Genomic DNA, 22,118 nt, shown 5'->3' on the forward strand with positions numbered 1-22,118 from the left:
TAACTGTAAATCAATTAGTTAATAATTCCGTTTTACGAAATCGGAAATTGTTCGGACAGATATGATAAATTTATAATAATGAAAAATTTATCACTTTCATTTTGGTTACTGTTAGTAACAATAAATATTGCTTATGCGCTACAAAGTCCAATTCCTGTTTACAAAAAAGGCTTAGTAGTATCTGCCCATCCAGAAGCTTCAAAAGTAGGACTAGAAATTTTAAAATATGGAGGAAATGCAATAGATGCTGCGGTGGCTGTACAATTTGCTTTAGCTGTTGTATATCCAAATGCTGGCAATATTGGTGGTGGAGGGTTTATGGTTTACCGAGATTATAAAGGAGCTACTAGCACCTTAGATTTTAGAGAAAAAGCACCAATTAAAGCTTATAAGGATATGTATCTAGATAATTCTGGTAATCCAATTAAAGAGAAAAGTATTTACGGCAGATTATCATGTGGTGTACCTGGTACTGTTGATGGAATGGTTAATGCTCATTTAAAATATGGTAAACTGAATTGGCAAAATGTTTTGCAACCTGCAATTAACCTTGCTAAAAATGGTTTCTCCGTTACTAAAGACCAGGCAGAAGAATTAAACGGACAAAAAAAAATATTTGAAAAATATAATCCAGAAGGAACAGACTTGGTTAAAAACACTAAATGGGTAGCTGGAGATATACTTAAGCAACCAGAATTAGCACATACCTTAGAATTGATAAAAACAGAAGGCAGGGCAGGCTTTTATGCAGGGGAAATTGCAGCACTTATAGTAAAAGAGACGAACAAAGAGCAAGGAATAATTAGTTTAAAAGATTTAGAAAGCTACCAATCCATTTGGCGAAAACCAATAGTTGGTAAATACAAGGATTATACATTAATTACTATGCCGCCACCTTCAAGTGGAGGAATCGCATTGATGCAATTGCTACATTCAGTTGAGCCTTACCCAATTGCTAAATGGGGGCAAAATAAAGATTCGACAGTAAGGTTATTGGTAGAAGCAGCAAGAAGGGTTTACGCAGATCGTTCTGAATATTTAGGCGACCCAGATTTTTATAAAGTCCCACAAAATGCTTTGCTGAATTATGATTATCAGCAAAAGAGAATGGAAAATATGAATTGGGATAAAGCAACTTTGAGTAGCGATATAAAACCAGGAGAGCTAATAAATGAAAGCGAAGAGACTACTCATTTTTCTATTGTTGATAAAAAAGGAAATGCAGTTTCAATTACAACAACCTTAAATGGTTCTTACGGATCTAAGGTTATAGTTAAAGGTGCTGGATTTTTATTAAACAACGAAATGGACGATTTTTCTGTAAAAGCTGGCAGTCCTAATATGTATGGTGTAACAGGTGGTACTGCGAATGAAATTGAACCCGGTAAAAGAATGCTAAGCTCCATGACACCAACCATAATAGAAAAAGATAAAAAACTGTTTATGGTTTTAGGTACACCTGGTGGTTCAACCATTATCACTTCTGTTTTTCAAACGATTTTAAATGTAATAGAATTTAAACAGGATATGCAAACGGCTGTAAATTCAAAACGCTTTCATCATCAGTGGTTACCTGATGAGGTTTTTACAGAAGAAGATGTTTTTGATGTTGCAACTCAACAAAAGCTAAAAGAAAAAGGCTATGTTCTTACTCTAAGAGGAAACATTGGCAGAGTAGATGCGATATTGAAAACTAAAAAAGGCTATCAAGGCGGCGCTGATCCAAGAGGAGACGACACCACAGCAGGTTATTAAACCGCAACATGTAAATGCAAAAACAGTGTAGTTTGCTCCATCCATGTCAATTTCAAAATCAAATTTCTCGTGTTTTAAAATATCCTTTTTTATAGCCTTAAAACCTTATTCTAATTTTAGGCGTCAAGCGACATCTAATCTCGCTGAAATTTCATCGACATTAAAATTCTCCTTTAAGTTTGATAATGTAACTTTTGAAACTCCTCCATGTGCTTTGTTTAAACCCAGATTACGCATTAGAAATTTGATAAAACAAAATGTCACTTCGAATCTTTTGTAGCCAAAAATCCAGACCAACGTTTGACGGTAAGCATAAACATATTAATAGAGAAATTTTAAACAGGTTCTAATAATCAATAGAAAAATATAGGTGAATTCCTTTCTATCTAAAATAGCTTAATAATCATTTTTAAAAAGTTTATTCATCCAGCAACTATTTCTATACTTATCTCAAACAACCAATAAGATTCAAAATAATGTTTCTAATTTTTTGTTATAATCAGAATTATAATTTAAATAATAATAAATAAACCTACACTTATTCCTAATTAAAGGTCAAAAACCAAATAATAATCTACTTATTGACCTATAAATTAAACTTGAATAAGATGAAGTTTACTATTCATAAATTAAGATTAACTAAATAATTAAATAACCAGACACCATTTAAACAGGGTATTTAAATAGAAAAGTAACTCTTTTTAAACAGATGCTTAATATCAAAATTAAATAAGCACTGGATTTGCATACATGCCAATTTTAAGACCTAACGTTTCTCACAAACGGGAATTAATTACAAACACACTTAACTCAAAATCATGAACAAAAAAACTACTTTAAATTTTGATAGTTTAACACTATTCAAAAACAAAAGTTCATTTAAAACATTCCAAATTATAGGCACATTTTTGCTGTTGTTTGGAATTTTCATTTCAGGCTGTAAAAAAGATGATTACACTGGAGAGATTGTTGGCTTATGCCCAACTGTAACTACTAACCCAGCAAATAAAGCGGTAGATATTGCTGTAAACGATTTAGTTACAGCAACTTTTAACACCGCAATGAACGCCACAAGCATCAGCAAAACTACTTTTCTTATCAATGATGGCAACAACAATATTTCTGGTACTGTTGCGCCAACGGCTAATAACGCAGTTTTTACTTTTAAACCTGATGTTAATTTAGATCCTTTCAAAACTTACACCGGAACCATCACAACTGGCGCTAGAGATACCTTACGTACAGCATTACAAAATAATTTTGTATGGACATTTACCACCTTACCAAGAATTTCCATCACAGGAAGCCCGGCAAATGGAGGTACTTTTACAGGAGCCGGAGACTTTAATCAAGGTTCTAATGTTACCGTAAACGCTACTCCAAATACTGGGTTTATTTTTAAAAACTGGACGAATACTAATAATAGTATCGCATCAACAAATGCCAGCTATCAATTTAAAATGGATGGCAACAGAACATTAACCGCTAACTTTATTCCTGTTGCAGTTGGTAAATTTGCTGTAGTTCTTTCATCTAATCCAATAGCAGGAGGTTCTACTAACGGAACTGGTGCTTATGACCCTAATACACCGGCAACAATTACCGCAATACCAAGTGCAGGATATAGTTTTACAGGATGGAGTGGAGATGTAACTAGTGCTGTAAATCCATTAACTATAAATGTAAATTCTAATAAAAATATAGTAGCAAACTTCACATTAACCCCGGCGGGTAATGGTGTTGGCCCAGGCTTGGTTCAACTTGGATATGCCGGAACTTTTACTTCCTTATCTAAATCTGGAATATCAGCTGTACCATCAGCAAAAGTGGTGGGTAACATTGGTGTAAGTCCAATTACAGGTACTGCAATTGTAGGGTTAAATTGTGCCGATGTAAGTGGAAGTATATTTACTGTTGATGCGGCTGGTCCTCCATGTAGAGTAATTGATCCAATATTTTTAACTACTGCTGTAAGTGATATGGAAACTGCTTATAATACAGCCATGGGATTAGTAGCACCTGCTCCTGTAACAGAATTATCTGCCGGTTTATTAGGCAACGGACAAACTTTAGCACCAGGATTATACAAATGGTCTACAAATGTTTCTATAACAGGCGAATTAAGATTGAACGGAAATGCAAATGACACTTGGGTTTTTCAAATAGATCAGAATTTAATTGCCAATAATGCGGCTAAAATCATACTAGGTCCAAACGTTCAAGCAAAAAACATAATTTGGGTGGTAAAAACTAGTGCATTATTAGGTACTACAGTAGATTTTAGTGGAATTATATTAAGTAAAACGCTAATCTCTGTAAACACAGGCACTCAAGTAAAAGGTAGATTACTAGCGCAAACAGCAATTACTTTACAAGCTGGTACCACAATCATTAATCCTTAATTATTTATTTAACTCCGTAGCTTTTGGTTATGGAGTTATTTACTCACCCTTACATAAAATATAACATGAAACTCAATTATAAATTTATAACTAAAAGCATTGTTTGTTCTTTAACAATGATGTTAGCAATTAACACTGCAAATGCGCAAAACTGGATGTTTGGAGTATCGGCAGCTGGAAATTTAAATTACTTAACAGGAACAACACAAAGGTTAGATAATACTTATTTTGTTCCAACAGCTTTTCATAAAGGCACTGATTTTAGACCGTACGGTTCTATTTTAGCAGAATACAATCCAAAAAAAGTTTTTGGGGCAATATTAAATATTGCTTATGATGGCCGTGGAGGAAAGTTTGATGACGTTATTGCACCTTGCGACTGCCCTGCAACTTTAAACTCTAAGCTTTCTTACGTTGCAATTGAACCTAGCTTACGTGTAAATTTAGGTACTGCTTCTAATTTATTTCTTTTTGCAGGACCAAGAGCTGCCTTTAATTTAAGCAAAGATTATGAGTACACTCAGCTACAGCAACAAGATAGATCAGGAGAATTTAGTGCAGTTAAAAAAACTATATTCTCTGGTCAGGTGGGTTTAGGATATGATTATGCAATTACTAATCCTACAAGCGCAACAAAAGTTGTACTTGCTCCTTTTATATCTTACCATCCATACTTTGGGCAAGACCCCAGAACAATTGAAAGCTTATCAATTTCAACAGTTAGAGCCGGTGTAGCCATTAAACTTGGAAAAGGCTCTAAAATTGAAGCTGTAAAAGACAACTCAGTTATTGTTCCTAATAGAGAGGTTGACTTTACAGTTAGAGCTCCAAAAACAATCCTTTTAAAACGCGAAGTAAGCGAAACTTTACCGTTGTTAAATTATGTGTTTTTTGATGAAGGTTCTACAACTATCCCTAACAGATACATACAATTAAATGCCAATAATGCTTCAAACTTTAAAGAAGATCAGTTACAAAAAGCAGTTAATAGTAACATGACAGGCCGTTCTGCAAGACAATTAAATGTTTACCATAACATACTTAATATTATTGGAGATAGGTTGAGAGCTAATCCTAATTCAAATATTAATTTAAGTGGTGCATCAGCAAATGGCGCTGCAGAGGGTACTTTATTTGCCGAAGAGATTAAACAATATTGGGTTTCTAATTTCGGGATAAATGGCAACAGAATTGCAACTCAGGGTCGTACTAAACCTCTAGTTCCATCCGAACAATTAGGCGGAAGCAAAGAATTAGCTTTATTAAGAGAAGGAGATAGAAGAGTAGATATTACTAGCTCTTCGCCAGAATTGGCATTAGAAGTTGGTGGCGGAATGATGAAACCAGTAATGATAGTTTCTGATTTAGAAGATCCTTTAGATAGCCATTTGATTTTTAACGTAGGCGGAGCAAGTAGTTTATTAAAAACTTATACCATTACTACTAAAGACGAAAATGGTACTACCCAAACTTATGGCCCTTACACCAGAGACAAAGAAAGTGTAGCTGGTAAAACAATACTTGGCGAGCGCAACATGGGTGATTACACCATAACCATGAACGGGACTACTAAAAGCGGAAAAGCCGTTAGTAAAGAAGCTAAAGTGCATTTAATGCGCCAAACAGATATGGGGGCAAAAGGATACCGTTATAGTATTTTGTTCAATTTTGATAAAACAAAAACTATTGCTTCTTATGAGAAATTCTTAAATGAAAGCGTTGTTCCTTTAATTTCTGATGGTTCAACAGTAATTATTCATGGCCATACAGATATGATTGGTAACGAAGATTATAACAACAATTTATCTAACGATAGAGCAATGGAAGCGCAAAGAATCTTAGAAAAAGCCTTAAAAAGTGCTGGTAAAACTAAAGTGAAATTTGAAACTTTTGGCTTTGGAGAAGACCCTAATAAAGCACCATTTGATAACAGCACACCAGAAGAACGTTTTTATAACAGAACAGTAATTATAGATATTGTTCCAACTAACTAATTTCTAATAAAAAAACTGAAGGTTAATTTCAGTAAAATTAGGTTTGATTAAAAAGGCGAGTTTAGGCTCGCCTTTTTTAATAATCAGCTATCAAGCTCTGAGCTGGAATACCTAAAATCTCATTAAGTTTTCTAATCATTGCTAAACTCAGTTTTCTTTTCCCACTCAATATCTCAGATTGCCTGCTTCTAGCTCCTAATATTTCAGTAAGTTCCGATGTGGGTTTCCCTAACTGTTCTAATCTGAATTTGATGGCCTCTATTGGTGATGGGGATGAAATTGGATAATGTTCCTTTTCGTAATGTTCAATCAATAAAGAAAGCACTTCTAACTCGTCATATTCTGCAGTGTTTTGACCTAAATCCTTTTGCAATAAATCATATATATGAGACAAAGCATCTTCATACTCCGTTTCAGTTTTAATTACTTTCAACATATTTTACCTCCTTTACATTAATTTTATCGTAAGCAGCATGAGTGCCTACCCAAACTATAAATACCAATCTTAATTTAAATTCAATATCTACAATTAATCTATAATGATTGCCATTAATATTAAAAACAATTCTTTTTCCTGTAATTACATCTGCTGTTGGGTAATCTTTTATAACATCTTCTGGTTTGCTCCAATCTGATTCAGAAATCTCTAGAAACCATGCTTCTAAATTTGCTTTTGCGGAGGCATGCTTTATAAAAAATGTCACTAAAATTTTCTTTGCAATAACTCTCATCTTTCAAAAACAAATATATTACCATTTTGGTAACAATTCCAATTTTATTTTACGATTATTCCTCATGCCTCAAAGCCACCCCATTCCTCACCCTATTATGCACTCCATTTTCCAAAGTTAGCCTTCCGTTTACCATTACATGTTTAAATCCGGTTGATAAAGCATGAGGTTTTGCATAAGTTGATAAATCAATTACTTTATCAGCATCAAAAACTACAATATCTGCTTTCATCCCTTCTTTAATTAAACCACGGTCTTTAATTTGGAATTTTTGGGCAGGCAAGGAAGTCATTCTTCTAACCGCTTCTTCTAAACTTATTACTTTTTCTTCCCTTACATATTTCCCTAAAACTCGAGCATTAGTGCCATACCCTCTTGGGTGAGGGATTCCTGCGCCAAATTCTCTAATCCCCGCATCAGAGGCTGGCATATTAAAAGGATATTGCATTATATTTTTAACGTCATCTTCACTCATCCCATGAAAAACAGCTCCTGCTCCACCATTTCTCATAATATCCAAAATGGTTTCAACTTCGGCTTTAGCTTTGTGTTTTCTACCTTTCATTAAATTAATTTCTTCTATACTTTTACCATTATATGAAGTGTCTAGAGCGTAATAAGCCACTACAGCATAATTATAATGTTTTAATGTTTTTGATTTCAAACTTGATAGCATTTCTCTAACTACTTTCTCTTTTATTTTAGGATTATTTAATCGGGCAATTAGAGAATCCTGTCCATCTGCCAAAACATCATCTGGCAATAAAGTACTGATGGATGTGTTACTAGCTGTATATGGATATTGATCAATGGTTACATCTAAACCTTTTAACCTTGCTTGCTTTACCAAAGCTAAAGTTTGGTCGCTTTGTCCCCAATTTTGCTTCCCTCCTATTTTAAAATGTGAAATTTGTACTGGAATACCAGCTGCTTCTCCTACTGTTATTGCTTCATTAATAGCTTCTTTAACTTTACCAGATTCGCTTCGCATGTGGGTTGCGTATAATCCGTTATGCGGAGCAACTACTTTAGCTAATTCGATTATCTCATCTGTTTTGGTATAAGTTCCAGGTATATAAATTAAACCAGTAGAAAGTCCCATTGCGCCATCTTGCATTGCTTGACTAACTATGGTTTTCATTTGTTGCAATTCTTGAGGATTTGGTTCTCTGTTTGCTCTTCCTATTACCGCTTTACGCACACTATTATGCCCAATTAAAACACCAACATTAATAGATAAACGAACAGAATCTACATAATTAAGATACTTTTTAATATTAACTTCTGATGAACCGCAATTACCAGTTATTACACTTGTAACACCATCGTAAATAAAACTATTTGCAGTAGGTGTTTTCTCTTCATCGTTTTCAATATGTGTATGCACATCTATAAAACCCGGAGTAAGAAACAATCCATTAACATCAATTACTTGCTTTGCTTTTGCAATAATATTAGGAGAAATTTTAGTTATTAAATTACCTTTTGTAGCAACATCTGCTCTGTACCAACTGTTTCCTGTACCGTCTAATACTTTTGCATTTTTAAAAATAACATCGTATTGCTGGGCTTTTAAACTTAGGTTGAGCAATAAAAAGATGGAAAGTATAAACAGAAATCTCATCGCTAAATATTTATTATGCAATATAAGTTTATATTAAGGCTAAAAGCAAAATTCACAAAGCTTAAGGCTAAAAACTTTTATAATAGAATATTTTTTATTGATTGATTAAGAAATTATTTAATTGTCGAATACTTATATTTTATATTCACACTTTAAATCAAATGATAAAAATAGATTCGTAGTAATAATAGAGCTGAGGTTAAAAATAAAAAAGCGTCTCAAACCTAAATCTGAGACGCTTTTAATTGATAAAGACGCACTTAAACTGTTGCTTCTTTTTTATCTTTATAATAACCTTTTTCAAGTTTATCACGTACTTCGCTAAATGCTGATAATGTTCTATCAACGTCTTCTAAAGTGTGCATAGCAGTAGGGATTAATCTTAACATAATTAAACCTTTTGGTATTACTGGGTAAATAACTATTGAACAGAAAATACCGTAGTTTTCTCTTAAATCCATAGTAATTGCTGTTGCTTCGCTTAATTCGCCTTTTAAGAAAACTGGTGTTACAACAGAATTTGTAGTACCTATATTAAACCCTTTAGCTTTTAAGCCCGATTGTAATGCAGTTGCAATTTCCCAAAGTTTAGCTTTTAACTCTGGTTTGGTTCTTAACATTTCTAATCTCTTTTTTAAACCAATAACCATAGGCATTGGTAAAGATTTAGCAAATGTTTGAGAACGCATATTGTATCTTAAGAAATTTGTTATTTCTTCATTTGATGCAATAAAAGCTCCAATACCAGCCATAGATTTTGCAAAAGTACCAAAGTAAACATCAATTCCTTTTACAACATCTTGCTCTTCATGTGCGCCAGAACCAGTTTTACCCATAGTACCAAAACCATGTGCATCATCAATTAAAATACGGAAACTGTATTTCTCTTTTAATGCAACAATTTCTTTTAGCTTACCTTGCGCACCAGACATCCCAAATACACCTTCAGTAATTACTAAAATACCACCGCCAGTTGTTTCTGCTAATTTGGTAGCTCTTTGCAATTGTTTTTCAAGGCTCTCCATATCGTTATGTAAATAAACATAACGTTTGCCCATGTGTAAACGAACGCCATCAATAATACAAGCATGTGATTCTGCATCGTAAACAATTACATCATTTCTATCAACTAAAGCATCAATGGCAGATAATATACCTTGATACCCAAAATTTAATAAAAAAGCATCTTCAAAACCAGTAAATTCTGCTAAAGATTTTTCTAATTCTTCGTGGTGGTTAGAGTTTCCAGACATCATTCTGGCGCCCATTGGGTAGGCCATTCCGTAATCTAACGCTGCTTGCGCATCTACTGCTCTTACCTCTGGATGATTTGCTAAACCTAAATAATTATTTAAACTCCAAACCAAATGTTCTTTCCCTCTAAAATTCATGTGAGGGGCAATTTCTCCTTCCAATTTAGGAAAAGAAAAATATCCATGGGACCACTTTTGGTGCTGACCTAAAGGCCCCATGTTTTTCGCTATCTTCTCAAAAATATCCAATATTTTATATTATTTTATTTTGCGTTTATTTTAAAAACCTTGCAAATTTACGCTTTTTATAAATGATTAACAAAAAGTGACTTTTGTGGTAATACCTTTTTAACAAGAAAGCCATTCTTTATAAGGAATGGCTTTCTTATTTACATCATGTTCTATTAATCTACATTATCATGTAAAAAAGAGTTATTCGGACGAATTTCAGTTTGTCCATCCTCACTGGTTAATGTAAATCTTGAAACTTGAGATTCTGAGGAATGAGGAACTTCTTTTAGTTGCATCTGCTTTCTTTTGTAAGCGGGTTCATTTTCTAATTCTTGTAAACCAGAAGTAGAGCGCAATTTCATACTTAAGTCTTTTAAACGTAAAATACGTTCTTTAGATTTTCTCAATTGCTCTTCCATAGATTCATCTGTTTTATACTCATCTACACTCGCAATAATTTCTTGTTGAGGTTGTTGAAAAGATTGAACTTCTTCGTTTTCTTCCTCTTCTTCTAAGCTATTTAAAGGAGTAAATACTTCTGGCTCAGAAAATTTTAGGTTAAAACCAAAAGTATCTTCTGCATCGTCAGTTTCTTCTTCCTTTTCTGACTCAAATAATTGATGTTTTACAATTTCTGCCTGAGATTCAATTATTGGTTTTTGAGGAGTTGATTTAAACATATCAGCAAATAAATCTGCTGGAGGAGTTGCTGCTTGCTCTCCTGTTTTATAAACCGGAACTTGAACTCTTTCTTCTCTTACGTCTTCAACTACTGGAGCTGGTTTCTTAGAAAACTCATTAATTGGTCTAATAAGAGGCGTATCGGTAGTTAAAAATTGTTTTTTAGGAGCGCTCTGTTTAGTTTGCTCTCTTTCTTCTAAAGTTTGGAAACCGGTAGCAATAATGGTAACTGATATATTATCTTTCAATTCTGGATCGCTACAGTTACCCCAAATTAAATCGGCAGATAAGCCAGCTTGTTCTTGAATAAAGTCTGTAATAATACTTACTTCATCCATGGTAACTTCTTTATCTCCGGAGCTGATATTTAGTAAAATATATCTAGCACCTTCAATCTCGTTATCTTTTAATAATGGAGAAGCTAAAGCACCTTCAACTGCTTTTAAAGCTCTGTTTTCGCCTTCGGCTGCAAAACTACCCATGATGGCAACACCGCTTTCTTTCATAACGGTACGCACATCTTTAAAATCGACGTTTATGTAACCGGGTACAGTGATAATCTCTGCAATTCCTTTTGCTGCGGTAGTTAAAATATCATCGGCCTGACCAAAAGCTGAGCCTAAAGTTAGGTTACCGAATATTTCACGCAAGCGATCATTTGAAATAACTAGGTAAGAATCTACATATTTTTTTAACTCTTCTAAACCTTCTTCGGCTTGCATTCTTCTGCGTTTACCTTCAAAAGAAAATGGAGTAGTTATAATTGCAACTGTTAGGATATCAAGTTCTTTTGCAGCTTTTGCGATGATTGGACTAGCACCTGTACCTGTACCACCACCCATTCCGGCAGTAATAAAAAGCATACGAGTGTTTGAACCTAACATCTCTTTTACATCGTCAATGTTTTCAATCGCCGAGTTTTTACCCACCTCTGGTATAGAGCCAGCACCCATTCCCTCAGTTAAACTTGCACCTAATTGAACTTTATTAGGTATTGGGCTTAATTCTAAAGCTTGAGCATCTGTATTACAAATAATGAAATCAACACCAGTGATTCCTTGTCTGTACATGTGGTTAACTGCGTTACCTCCGCCACCCCCAACACCAATAACTTTGATGATGGATGATTTTTCTTTTAACATTTCGAACTGCATATCCTTAATAATCAGTTGTTAATTTTTATTATGATCGATTTATATCCTCTTGTAATATTAAATAATTTTCCACATAAGTTATCCACAAATGTTAATTGTGTGGAAAACTTATGTTTTGTTGAAAATTATTTTAAAAAATCTTGATCTGAGATATCGTCTTTGATGAATTTCTTTGTTCCATCTAACAATGCTGCAAACAAACCACGGTTCTTTTTGGCACTTGATTCTTGTGGTGTATCTACAGTTTTCACCACTTGGTTATCTTTATAATACTCAGATTCTACTTTTTCTATTCCTTTTATCAATAAACCAATACCTGTTGCATACATTGGACTTTTTAAATCTTCGTAAACGTTTTTTGGTAAAGTTTCATTTTTAGCTAAATGTTCATTAGGGTAGCCAACACGGCAATCTAAACCTGTAACGTATTCTATTAATTGTGGTAAGTGCTTTAATAATGCACCACCACCAGTTACCACAATACCTCCAATTAAACGCTTTTCATATCCAGAAGATTTAATCTCATAATGCACATGGTCTATAATTTCTTCCATGCGAGCCTCTATAACGTTGGCTAAGTTTTTAACCGAAATTTCTTTTGGCTCTCTTCCACGTAAACCCGGTACGCAAATAATCTCGTTGTCTTTATTTTCTTGTGCTAAAGCCGATCCGAATTTCACTTTTAAAAGTTCTGCTTGGTTACGCATTACCGCACATCCCTCTCTAATATCTTCGGTTACGCTATTACCACCAAATGGAATAACCGCAGTATGACGGATGATGCCTTCATGGAAAATAGCAACATCAGTAGTACCACCACCTATATCAACAAGTACAACACCTGCTTCTTTTTCTTCTTCGCTTAATACAGATTCTGAAGAAGCTAATGGCTCTAAAATTAAATCTTGTGTTTCTAAGTTCCCTTGAACCACACATTTCATAATATTTTTAATAGCAGTTACTTGCCCCGTTATGATATGGAAATTTGCTTCTAAACGAACCCCAGCCATCCCAATTGGGTCTTTAACTCCTGGCTCGTTATCAACAGTAAATTCTTGAGGTAAAACATGTATAATTTCTTCGCCCGGACTCATTGCTAGTTTATACATATCGTCTATCAAGCGGTCAATATCTCTTTTAGAAATTTCGTTGCTTAAATCTTTACGCGTTAAAATTCCGCGGTGTTGCAAACTTTTAATATGCTGCCCTGCAATACCTACGTTTACTATTTTAACATCAACATTTGATTGCGAACTACCCTCTTCTACCGCTTGTAAAATACCTTTTACTGTTTTAGCAATATTAGAGACTACGCCGCGGGTAACCCCAGCAGACTCTGCTTTACCTAAGCCTAAAACTTCAATTTTACCATGCTCGTTTCTACGGCCAATAATGACACATATTTTGGTTGTACCGATATCTAAACCGACTACAATTGACGAACTTTTTGACTGCTTAGTTATACCTTTTTCCATGTCAGCGTATATTTTTTGTTGAATCTTGTATTTCTGTATTAATATTTTGTAGGCTATCTACCTTAATTTGTTTTAGCTTTTGCTTGATGATGGTAGAGTCTCTACGCTCGCAAACAATTTGCCCTTTAAACTTTAAGTTGATAGTGCTATAAGTATCCCAACCTACCATTGGAATTGCTTTTTTATAAAAAATCATCAGGTTTCTAAATTTCTCTTCTAAAAATGAGGCGTCTCCAAAAATGATTTGTTGATTGCCTACCCTTGGTACAAATTCTAAATCTTTTATATCATTTACATATACTTGTACTATTTGATCATTCCATAAAGAATCTGCACTAATATATTTTGCCACTTGATACAAATCTTTAGCGGTTTTAGTTCTTAAAGTATCAACCTTACCACTAAATCCCTCAGTTATTTTACCGTTTGCAACCAATACTCTTGCTGTAAAATGATCAGACAATGGCACTTTTAATCCATTTTGGTCTATATAAAAATCCTGACCCGCCATATTCAATATTCGTACCACAGGTACTCTTTGCTTTATTTCTGCATGGATAATTCCATCCATATCAATAAAAACTTTTGCATACTCTATAAAAGGGTTTGCTTTTAACCTGTTTTCCAAATCTTGGATATTGATATTGCTTAATCTTCTACCAATCAATAATCCGTTCTTGCGGTTTAAAATTTCGTCAACTTCTGCCCTTTCAATAAAAAATTGGTTACCAGGCAAAATCACTTGAACTTTATTGCAAGTATTTTCCGCTTTTTTTACTTCAATAAAACCCATTAAAACCACCAAGCCACTTAAGCTAACTACCCAAGCAAAGCAAATAAAAACAAGTTTCCACTTTATTTTTTTAAGCATTGTTTAGCATATTTTTAAATGGTAAAACAAGCGTATCTATATCTCCCGCACCAACCGTCAAAAGTAGTTCGGGTTTTTGGTTATCTATTAATTTCAATGCTTCCTGTTTTCCACAAACCAAAACTTTCTTTGCATCCATTTTAGCTGCTAAAGTATTGCTGCTAATCCCTTCTATAGGTAATTCTCTGGCTGGGTAAATGTCTAATAGCAATAATTGGTCTGCCGTGTTTAAAACTTCTGCAAAAGCACCTAAAAAATCTCTTGTTCTGGTAAATAAATGAGGCTGAAAAACAACTGTTAATTTTTTGTTTGGATATAAAGACCTAACTGCTAAAAAGCAAGCCCTTAATTCTTCTGGATGATGTGCATAATCATCAATATAAATATGATTTGCTGTTTTCACCTGATATTCAAATCTTCTTTTAACACCAGTAAACGAAGCTAAACCAGCTCTAATTAAACTTTGTTCAATATTCATTTGAAAGGCAATTTCTACTGCCGCAACAGCGTTTTCTACATTGTGTTGCCCAGGTAAGCCTAATTCTAAATCTTTAAGAAGTATATCATTATTTTGGAAATCGAAGAAGAATGTACCATTTTCTATCCTCACGTTTAATGCTTTTGCAATTGCAGTTGTTGATATGCCGTAAGTTTCACCATTGTTTAAAGGCAAGCCCTCTCTATAAATTAACTTCCCACCTTCTTTTACTTGGTTTGCAAAAAGCTTAAAAGATTCATGCAATTGCTCTTCGGCTCCATAAATATCTAAATGATCTGCATCCATAGAAGTTATTGCTGCTATATTTGGATGCAATGTTAAAAAAGAACGATCATACTCATCAGCCTCAACTACCATTACATTGCTTGTGCCAATTAGCAAATTGGTATTGTAATTAGATGAAATGCCACCTAAAAAAGCAGAACAATTTATACCACCAACCTTTAATAAATGAGCCACTAAAGTACTTGTAGTGGTTTTACCATGTGTACCTGCAACCGCAACAGTAAAAGAGTCTTTTGATAGTATCCCTAAAACTTGTGACCTTTTATACAGCTTAAAGCCTTTATTGATAAAGTAATTTAACACTTCGCTATTTTTTGGAATAGCTGGGGTATAAATTATCAAAGTTTCTACCGCATTTTCTTGAAACGATATGGGAATTAAACTGCTATCATCTATATAGCTGATGCAAATACCTTCGGTTGATAAAGCTTCCGTTAATGGGGTTACGGTTTTATCATACCCGCAAACAACAAATCCTTTTAAATGAAAATAACGAGCCAAGCCGCTCATACCAATACCGCCAATCCCGATAAGGTACACTCGTTTAATATCGTTTAAATTCATCATTGGTTTGCTATTTTAATTACTTCTTTAGCTATTTGTTCATCCGCATTAGGCAGGCCTAAAGCTGCTATATTTCTTATCAAATTGTCCATCAATTCTTTATCGCTCAATAGCTTTAAAGTTTGATCTACCAACTCAGACTCTGCATGTTTATCAGCTATTAAAACAGCTGCTTTTTTACTAACCAAAGCGTTTGCATTTTTTGTTTGATGGTCTTCTGCAACATTTGGCGATGGCACTAATATTACTGGTTTATTTACTAAACAAAGTTCAGCAATGGTGCCAGCTCCCGCTCTTGATATAATTACATCACTTGCAGCAAAAGCCAAATCCATACGGTTTAAAAATTCATAAATTCTTATTCCGTTATCTTTTGGTTGATTACCGTATCTTTCTATTATACTTTTGTAATAATACTTACCTGTTTGCCATATTAATTGCACATCTGCACTTTGGAAAGTACTTAAACCTGCCATCATGCTGTTATTTAAAGTACCAGCACCAAGACTACCACCAACAACTAAAACTGTTTTTTTTGTGCTATCCAATTCAAAGAAATCCATTGCTTCTTGTCTTTTTCCAATAACATCAATTGCATTTTCCCTTACTGGGTTACCGGTTTTTATCAATTTATCTGCTTTAAAAAAAGCTTGCATGTTATCAAAAGCTACACAAACTTTCTCGGCATTTTTACCCAAATATTTATTAGTTATACCCGCATAAGAATTTTGTTCTTGTATGAGGTATGGCACTTTTTTAAGTGATGCTGCATACAATAATGGTCCTGATGCATAACCACCAACTCCAACTACCGCATCGGGTTTAAAATTCTTTATAATTGACAAAGATTTTAAAATACTGCCAATTATTTTAAATGGAAGAAACACATTTTTTAACAATGAACTTCTTTGAAAACCCTGAATATCTAAACCTATAATTGAATAACCTGCAGCCGGAACTTTTTCCATCTCCATACGCCCCTTTGCACCAACAAATAAAATTTCTGTTTTATCGTCAATTTTCTTTAACGCATTGGCAATAGCAATAGCAGGGAAGATATGTCCTCCGGTTCCGCCACCACTTATGATTATTCTTTTTGCCATCGCTTAATTTAATTTTGAATGAAAGAATTTTGAATGAATGATTAATCTATTCTATCCTTGAATCATTCTCTCCATCTATCATTATTCCTTACCCCATCGCTGGTATTTCTCCTACAATTATCTTTTCTTCATTACCACTATGGGCTTTGTTATCTTCTATATCTTTACTCACCGATAATATAATACCGAAAGCTACGCTTGTAAATAAAATTGATGTTCCGCCCATGCTCACCAATGGTAATGGCACACCTGTTACTGGAAACAAATTAACTGCAACAGCCATATTTGCTAAGGCTTGTATGGTTAAACTAAAACCTAAACCAGCAGCTAATAATGCACCAAATGCTTTTGGTGCTTGTGTTACAATTTTTATGATTCTATACATGAGTAAAATATACAAAAACACAATTGAAGCGCCGCCAAATGAGCCATATTCTTCAATTATAATTGCAAAAATAAAATCTGAATATGGATGAGGTAAAAAGTTTCGTTGTGTACTATTACCTGGACCTTTACCAAAAAAACCACCAGCTGCAACTGCTATTTTAGCTTGGTTTTGTTGAAACGTTTTATCAGAATTTTGCATTTCTGGATGCAAATAAGATTTTACCCTTGAAATATAAACTCCACGACGTGGACCTAATAAAACCACTACCAACAATAAAATAAGTAATCCGCCGCCAACAACGCTTATTTGTTTAAAGCTAACCCTGCCAATTAATAATACCAAAACACCCACGCCTGCAAGCATCATAGCTGTTGATAAATTGGCGTAAGCTATCAATAAAAATATTGTTCCCATTGGCAATAAAAGCCATAAAACGGTAGTTTTAAAATCCTTAATATTTGTTTGTTGTTTGGTTAAAGTTCTTGCTAAATAGGTAATTAAAGCCAATTTTGCTAAATCGGAAGTTTGAAAAGTTAAACCAGTACCTGGGATAGCTATCCACCTACTTGCCTCGTTAACGTGGCTACCAAAAACAAGGGTGTAAACTAATAAAGGAATGGTTACCACCATTAGAATTTTTGAAATTCCGGCGTAGTAGCGGTAGTTGAGTAAATGCGCAAAATAAATTAATACAAAACCTAAAACTATAAACAGAAAGTGTTTCATCATCAAAGACTCTGACCCTACTCCTTTTTTATAAGCTAAAGTACCTGTAGCACTATAAACCGCTAAAACAGAAATCATAGACAGTAGTATGATGATGAGCCAAATCCATCTATCACCTTTTGTTTGGTTTAGTATTGTATTTATCATTATTAAAGTTCTTTTACTGCTGCTTTAAACTGATTGCCCCTATCTTCGTAATTTTTAAATAAATCAAAACTTGCACAAGCCGGAGACAATAAAACTGTACTTCCTTTTTTAGCCAAATGATAAGCAATTTCTACAGCTTCACTTGCCGAAAAAGTATTTACCATTATCTCAACCTCATCTTCAAAAGCGTTATGCAAAGCTTTATTATCCTTACCTAAGCAAATAATAGCTTTTACTTTTTGCTTTACTAAATCTTTTAACATGTTGTAATCATTTCCTTTATCTACACCACCCATAATTAAAACAACATCTGTATTAATACTTTCTAAGGCATACCAAACAGAATTTACATTTGTTGCCTTAGAATCGTTAATAAAAGTAATACCCGATATATTGGCTACAAATTCTAACCGGTGTTCGATATTTTTGTAGCTTCCCATGCTTTCGCGGATGGTACCTTCTCTTAGTTCAAGAATTTTAGCAGCTATACCAGAAGCCATAGAGTTGTAAGTGTTGTGCTTACCTTGCAGAGCTAGGTCGTTAATTGTCATATCGAATTGGTGGGTATTAGTGAGATTTATCATTAGATTTTCGGCGTTTAAATAAGCTCCATTTTCTACTTTATGTTCAATAGAAAAAGGGTGTTTTTGACTTTTAATATCGGCCGTAGCCATATAATTTTTTATTTCGGCATCGTCATCGCAATAAATAAAATGATCTGCCGAAGTTTGATTTTGCGTTATCCTAAATTTAGATTTTACATAATTAGCCATTTGGTAATCATATCTATCTAAATGATCTGGAGTGATGTTTAATAAGATGGCGATGTCTGCTTTGAAGGCAAACATATCATCCAACATAAAACTACTCAGCTCTAAAACGTAAGTATCAAAATTTTCTTGAGCAACTTGTTTTGCAAAGCTGTTACCAATATTGCCAGCTAAACCAACGTTTAAACCTGCTGCTTTTAAAATATGGTAGGTTAATAAAGTTGTAGTGGTTTTACCGTTTGAACCAGTAATGCACACCAACTTTGCTGTGGTGTAGCGAGCAGCAAATTCTATCTCTGATATAATTGGAACACTTAATGCCTTTAATTTTTGAATAATGGCAACTTTATCTGCAATTCCTGGGCTTTTTATAACCTCGTTTGCATTTAAAATTAATTCTTCTGTATGTTTTTCAGATTCAAAAGGAATAGCATATTTTTTCAGTTCTGCTTGGTAATCCTCTTTAATGATTCCGAAATCAGACACAAAAACATCAAAGCCTTTTTGCTGCGCCAAAATAGCTGCACCAACTCCGCTTTCGCCTGCGCCTAATATGACGAGCCTCACCCCAGCCCTCTCCAAAGGAGAGGGAGCGCTGTGTGGAATATTTTGGGGATTACTATTCATGTCTTGATTCTTGTGCCTTGATTCTTGTGTCTTGATTCTTGTGTCTTGATTTTAATCTTATCTCAATTTCAGTGTTACAATGGTTATGATGGCCAATATGATTCCTACTATCCAAAAACGACTTACAATTTTAGATTCGTGGTATCCTTTCTTTTGAAAATGATGGTGCAATGGCGACATTAAGAAAACACGCCTACCTTCTCCGTGTTTTTTGCGGGTGTATTTAAACCAGCTTACTTGTATAATTACTGATAGGTTTTCTATTAAAAACACACCACATAAAATAGGTATCAATAATTCTTTACGAATCATAATGGCAAATACAGCGATGATACCACCAATGGTTAAACTACCAGTATCGCCCATAAAAACCTGAGCTGGATAAGCATTATACCATAAAAAACCAATACAAGCACCCACAAAAGCAGCCGCAAAAATCACCAGCTCGCCTGAATTTGGGATATATATAATCTTTAAATAATCGGCTATGATGGTGTTACCAGAAACGTATGCTAATAGTGCTAACGTAATACCAATAATAGCGGAAGTTCCTGTGGCTAAACCATCAATACCATCCGTAATATTTGCCCCATTTGATACCGCAGTTATAATAACAATAACAAACAGCAGAAAAACCACCAATGAGTACTTTTGATAATCGTCTCCTAAAAATTTTAAAACTTTAGCGTAGTCAAACTCATTGTTTTTATAAAAAGGAATATTTGTAATGGTTGATTTTACATCTTTAGCGTAATAAACTCCATTACTCTTTTCTACCCTAATTAAACGTTCGCCTTTTTCATTAATAATTTCTTCTTTAAAGCCACCAACAGGTAATTTTTCATTTTTAACAATTGACGGAACTTCGCTAATGGTTTGACGCACCAAAATACCAGGGTGAAAAAACATGGTCCAACCTACCACTAAAGACAAACCTACCTGACCAACAATTTTAAACCTACCTGCTAAACCTTCTTTGTTCTTTTTGAATACTTTAATATAATCATCTAAGAAACCAATACAACCCATCCAAACGGTGGTAACAATCATTAAAATGATATAAATATTTTCTAACCTTGCTAAAAGTATAGTTGGTATAAGTACGCCAGCAATAATTATTAAGCCCCCCATTGTAGGCGTACCTTGCTTTTGAACTTGCCCGTCTAAACCTAAGTTTCTTACTGTTTCGCCAACTTGTTTATACCTTAAATAATTTATTAAGCGGTTCCCGTAAACGGTAGTTATCACCAATGAAAGAATCATAGCCATACCAGCTCTAAAAGAGATAAATTGAAAAACACCCGCCCCTGGAAAGTCGAATTGTTTGTCTAAATAATTGAAAAGATGGTATAACATATTCCCTTTAAATTAATTTGAACCTAATTGGATAAAACAATCAGCTAGTATTTCTTTATCGTCAAAATGAGTTCTTACTCCGTTTACTTCTTGATACTTTTCATGTCCTTTACCGGCAATTAAAATAATATCACCAGGTTTAGCTAAATGGCAAGCAGTTCTTATCGCCTCTTTTCTATCAGTAATTGAAAGCACCTTTTTTTGGTTAACTGGCGACACACCAACCTGCATTTCTTTAATTATTTGCTCAGGATTTTCTGTTCGAGGATTATCAGAAGTTAAAATCACTTTATCGCTCCAATCGCAAGCAGTTTGCGCCATTAATGGGCGTTTGGTTTTGTCTCTATCGCCACCGCAACCAATTATGGTAATTACAGTTTCAGTTTTAGACCTAATGTTATCAACTGTACTTAATACGTTCTCAATCGCATCTGGTGTATGTGCATAATCAACAATGCCAATAATACCATTTGGAGAAATGATGTAATCAAATCTTCCTTCGGCGCCGTTAAGCTTACTTAAAATGGTAAGTACTTTTGTTTTATCTTGATCTAGCAATAAAGCAGCACCATAAACTGCCAATAAATTTGAAGCGTTAAAGCTGCCAACTAGTTTAAAATAAACCTCTTGATTATCAATATCTAAGTGTAAACCCGAAAACTGATTTTCTATGATTTTTGCTTTAAAATCTGCAAGGGTTTTTAAACCGTAAGTTTTTTTATGAGCAGCTGTATTTTGCAACATGACCATCCCGTTTTTATCATCAGTATTGGTTAATGCAAAAGCCGATTTATTTAAACCATCAAAAAATGCTTTTTTAGCTTTAATGTAGTTATCAAACGTTAAGTGAAAATCAAGGTGATCATGAGTAATATTGGTAAAAATTCCTCCTGTAAAAGTTAAACCTTCTATACGGTGTTGTGCAATTGCATGAGAGCTTACTTCCATAAAACAATAATCGCAACCTAAAATCACCATGTCATTTAATAAAATATTTAATGCAATTGGGTCTGGTGTGGTATGTGTTGATGGAATTATTTTATCGTTAATTTGATTTTCAACCGTAGAAATTAAGCCTACTTTAAAACCTAATTCTCTAAATAATTTATAAAGTAATGTAGCAACTGTGGTTTTGCCATTTGTACCTGTAATACCTACTAATTTTATTTTTTTTGATGGTTGCTGATAAAAATTAGCAGCCATAATACCTAACGCTTTTCCGGCATCAGCAACTTTAACATATATAATACTATCTTCAAAAGCATTTGGCAAAGTATCACATACAATAACTTTAGCACCTTTATCAATAGCTGTTTTTATAAAAAGATGCCCATCAGATACAGTTCCTTTTATAGCTACAAACAAACTGCCTTCAGCTACTTTTCTCGAATCAAAATGCACAGCAGTAACCTCTACATCTGTAGAACCTACCACATGCTCTAAAGCAACTCCGTATAATATATCTTTTAATACTGCCACTTA

At 34.0% G+C, this 22,118-nt stretch carries 16 protein-coding genes; 3 read left to right on the plus strand and 13 right to left on the minus strand.

All coding sequences use genetic code 11. The features are described 5' to 3' along the window. Window positions 1–78: 78 nt before the first annotated feature. From ggt to ACFSSE_RS05225, 3 genes are all read left to right on the plus strand, one after another. The gene (gene ggt / locus ACFSSE_RS05215) at window positions 79–1,755 is read left to right on the plus strand and encodes a gamma-glutamyltransferase (protein ID WP_379042294.1); all 1,677 of its coding nucleotides are present in this window, start codon (window positions 79–81) and stop codon (window positions 1,753–1,755) included. Window positions 1,756–2,573: 818 nt separating this feature from the next. Next, window positions 2,574–4,157, plus strand: coding sequence for an ice-binding family protein (locus ACFSSE_RS05220; RefSeq protein WP_379042292.1), 1,584 nt, complete (start codon window positions 2,574–2,576; stop codon window positions 4,155–4,157). 116 nt (window positions 4,158–4,273) lie between these two features. Beyond that, a complete protein-coding gene (locus tag ACFSSE_RS05225; RefSeq protein ID WP_379100778.1) occupies window positions 4,274–6,151 on the plus strand; it encodes an OmpA family protein in 1,878 nt (625 codons plus the stop codon). A gap of 76 nt (window positions 6,152–6,227) precedes the next feature. Here ACFSSE_RS05225 and ACFSSE_RS05230 read toward each other — a convergent pair whose 3' ends face one another. From ACFSSE_RS05230 to ACFSSE_RS05290, 13 genes are all read right to left on the minus strand, one after another. Beyond that, window positions 6,228–6,587 (minus strand): helix-turn-helix domain-containing protein, encoded by a 360-nt coding sequence (locus ACFSSE_RS05230; RefSeq protein ID WP_379042289.1) that lies wholly within the window; start codon window positions 6,585–6,587, stop codon window positions 6,228–6,230. After that, entirely contained in the window at window positions 6,571–6,882 is a 312-nt protein-coding gene (locus ACFSSE_RS05235) for a type II toxin-antitoxin system HigB family toxin (RefSeq protein ID WP_379042287.1), read from the minus strand. Before ACFSSE_RS05235 ends, ACFSSE_RS05230 begins: the two co-directional genes overlap by 17 nt. Before the next feature lie 55 nt (window positions 6,883–6,937). Beyond that, the gene (locus ACFSSE_RS05240; protein WP_379042285.1) at window positions 6,938–8,506 is read right to left on the minus strand and encodes an N-acyl-D-amino-acid deacylase family protein; all 1,569 of its coding nucleotides are present in this window, start codon (window positions 8,504–8,506) and stop codon (window positions 6,938–6,940) included. 260 nt (window positions 8,507–8,766) lie between these two features. Continuing rightward, window positions 8,767–10,008: an aminotransferase class I/II-fold pyridoxal phosphate-dependent enzyme gene (locus ACFSSE_RS05245; protein WP_379042283.1), complete on the minus strand. Its 1,242-nt coding sequence runs from the start codon at window positions 10,006–10,008 to the stop codon at window positions 8,767–8,769. A gap of 155 nt (window positions 10,009–10,163) precedes the next feature. Next, window positions 10,164–11,825, minus strand: coding sequence for a cell division protein FtsZ (gene ftsZ, locus ACFSSE_RS05250; RefSeq protein ID WP_379042281.1), 1,662 nt, complete (start codon window positions 11,823–11,825; stop codon window positions 10,164–10,166). A 125-nt stretch (window positions 11,826–11,950) separates the two neighbouring features. Continuing rightward, on the minus strand, window positions 11,951–13,300 hold the full coding sequence (gene ftsA, locus ACFSSE_RS05255; RefSeq protein ID WP_379042279.1) for a cell division protein FtsA: 1,350 nt from the start codon (window positions 13,298–13,300) through the stop codon (window positions 11,951–11,953). Window position 13,301: 1 nt separating this feature from the next. Then, window positions 13,302–14,171 carry a cell division protein FtsQ/DivIB gene (locus ACFSSE_RS05260; RefSeq protein ID WP_379042277.1) on the minus strand — a complete coding sequence of 290 codons (870 nt, stop codon included), beginning with the start codon at window positions 14,169–14,171 and terminating at the stop codon, window positions 13,302–13,304. After that, complete coding sequence (gene murC, locus ACFSSE_RS05265) at window positions 14,164–15,519, minus strand: UDP-N-acetylmuramate--L-alanine ligase (protein ID WP_379042296.1); 1,356 nt, start codon at window positions 15,517–15,519, stop codon at window positions 14,164–14,166. The genes ACFSSE_RS05260 and murC overlap by 8 nt, the downstream gene beginning before the upstream one ends. Then, a complete protein-coding gene (gene murG, locus ACFSSE_RS05270; RefSeq protein ID WP_379042275.1) occupies window positions 15,519–16,622 on the minus strand; it encodes an undecaprenyldiphospho-muramoylpentapeptide beta-N-acetylglucosaminyltransferase in 1,104 nt (367 codons plus the stop codon). The genes murC and murG overlap by 1 nt, the downstream gene beginning before the upstream one ends. An 88-nt stretch (window positions 16,623–16,710) precedes the next feature. After that, window positions 16,711–17,883 carry an FtsW/RodA/SpoVE family cell cycle protein gene (locus ACFSSE_RS05275; RefSeq protein ID WP_379042273.1) on the minus strand — a complete coding sequence of 391 codons (1,173 nt, stop codon included), beginning with the start codon at window positions 17,881–17,883 and terminating at the stop codon, window positions 16,711–16,713. Window positions 17,884–17,885: 2 nt separating this feature from the next. After that, window positions 17,886–19,280: a UDP-N-acetylmuramoyl-L-alanine--D-glutamate ligase gene (gene murD / locus ACFSSE_RS05280; protein ID WP_379042272.1), complete on the minus strand. Its 1,395-nt coding sequence runs from the start codon at window positions 19,278–19,280 to the stop codon at window positions 17,886–17,888. Between the two features lie 57 nt (window positions 19,281–19,337). Next, window positions 19,338–20,636 carry a phospho-N-acetylmuramoyl-pentapeptide-transferase gene (gene mraY / locus ACFSSE_RS05285; protein ID WP_379042270.1) on the minus strand — a complete coding sequence of 433 codons (1,299 nt, stop codon included), beginning with the start codon at window positions 20,634–20,636 and terminating at the stop codon, window positions 19,338–19,340. A gap of 12 nt (window positions 20,637–20,648) precedes the next feature. Further along, on the minus strand, window positions 20,649–22,115 hold the full coding sequence (locus ACFSSE_RS05290; protein WP_379042268.1) for a UDP-N-acetylmuramoyl-L-alanyl-D-glutamate--2,6-diaminopimelate ligase: 1,467 nt from the start codon (window positions 22,113–22,115) through the stop codon (window positions 20,649–20,651). Window positions 22,116–22,118: the final 3 nt, after the last annotated feature.

This window comes from Pedobacter alpinus, from assembly GCF_042684645.1.
GTDB lineage: Bacteria > Bacteroidota > Bacteroidia > Sphingobacteriales > Sphingobacteriaceae > Pseudopedobacter > Pseudopedobacter alpinus.

Excerpts from the sequence above, each read along its gene's own strand:
- ftsA (WP_379042279.1), bottom strand. The coding sequence starts at position 13,300 with ATGGAAAAAGGTATAACTAAGCAGTCAAAAAGTTCGTCAATTGTAGTC.
- mraY (WP_379042270.1), bottom strand. The coding sequence starts at position 20,636 with ATGTTATACCATCTTTTCAATTATTTAGACAAACAATTCGACTTTCCA.
- murC (WP_379042296.1), bottom strand. The coding sequence starts at position 15,519 with ATGAATTTAAACGATATTAAACGAGTGTACCTTATCGGGATTGGCGGT.
- ACFSSE_RS05235 (WP_379042287.1), bottom strand. The coding sequence starts at position 6,882 with ATGAGAGTTATTGCAAAGAAAATTTTAGTGACATTTTTTATAAAGCAT.
- ACFSSE_RS05260 (WP_379042277.1), bottom strand. The coding sequence starts at position 14,171 with ATGCTTAAAAAAATAAAGTGGAAACTTGTTTTTATTTGCTTTGCTTGG.
- ACFSSE_RS05220 (WP_379042292.1), top strand. The coding sequence starts at position 2,574 with ATGAACAAAAAAACTACTTTAAATTTTGATAGTTTAACACTATTCAAA.
- murG (WP_379042275.1), bottom strand. The coding sequence starts at position 16,622 with ATGGCAAAAAGAATAATCATAAGTGGTGGCGGAACCGGAGGACATATC.
- ACFSSE_RS05230 (WP_379042289.1), bottom strand. The coding sequence starts at position 6,587 with ATGTTGAAAGTAATTAAAACTGAAACGGAGTATGAAGATGCTTTGTCT.
- ACFSSE_RS05275 (WP_379042273.1), bottom strand. The coding sequence starts at position 17,883 with ATGATAAATACAATACTAAACCAAACAAAAGGTGATAGATGGATTTGG.
- murD (WP_379042272.1), bottom strand. The coding sequence starts at position 19,280 with ATGAATAGTAATCCCCAAAATATTCCACACAGCGCTCCCTCTCCTTTG.
- ACFSSE_RS05240 (WP_379042285.1), bottom strand. The coding sequence starts at position 8,506 with ATGAGATTTCTGTTTATACTTTCCATCTTTTTATTGCTCAACCTAAGT.
- ACFSSE_RS05225 (WP_379100778.1), top strand. The coding sequence starts at position 4,274 with ATGATGTTAGCAATTAACACTGCAAATGCGCAAAACTGGATGTTTGGA.
- ggt (WP_379042294.1), top strand. The coding sequence starts at position 79 with ATGAAAAATTTATCACTTTCATTTTGGTTACTGTTAGTAACAATAAAT.
- ftsZ (WP_379042281.1), bottom strand. The coding sequence starts at position 11,825 with ATGCAGTTCGAAATGTTAAAAGAAAAATCATCCATCATCAAAGTTATT.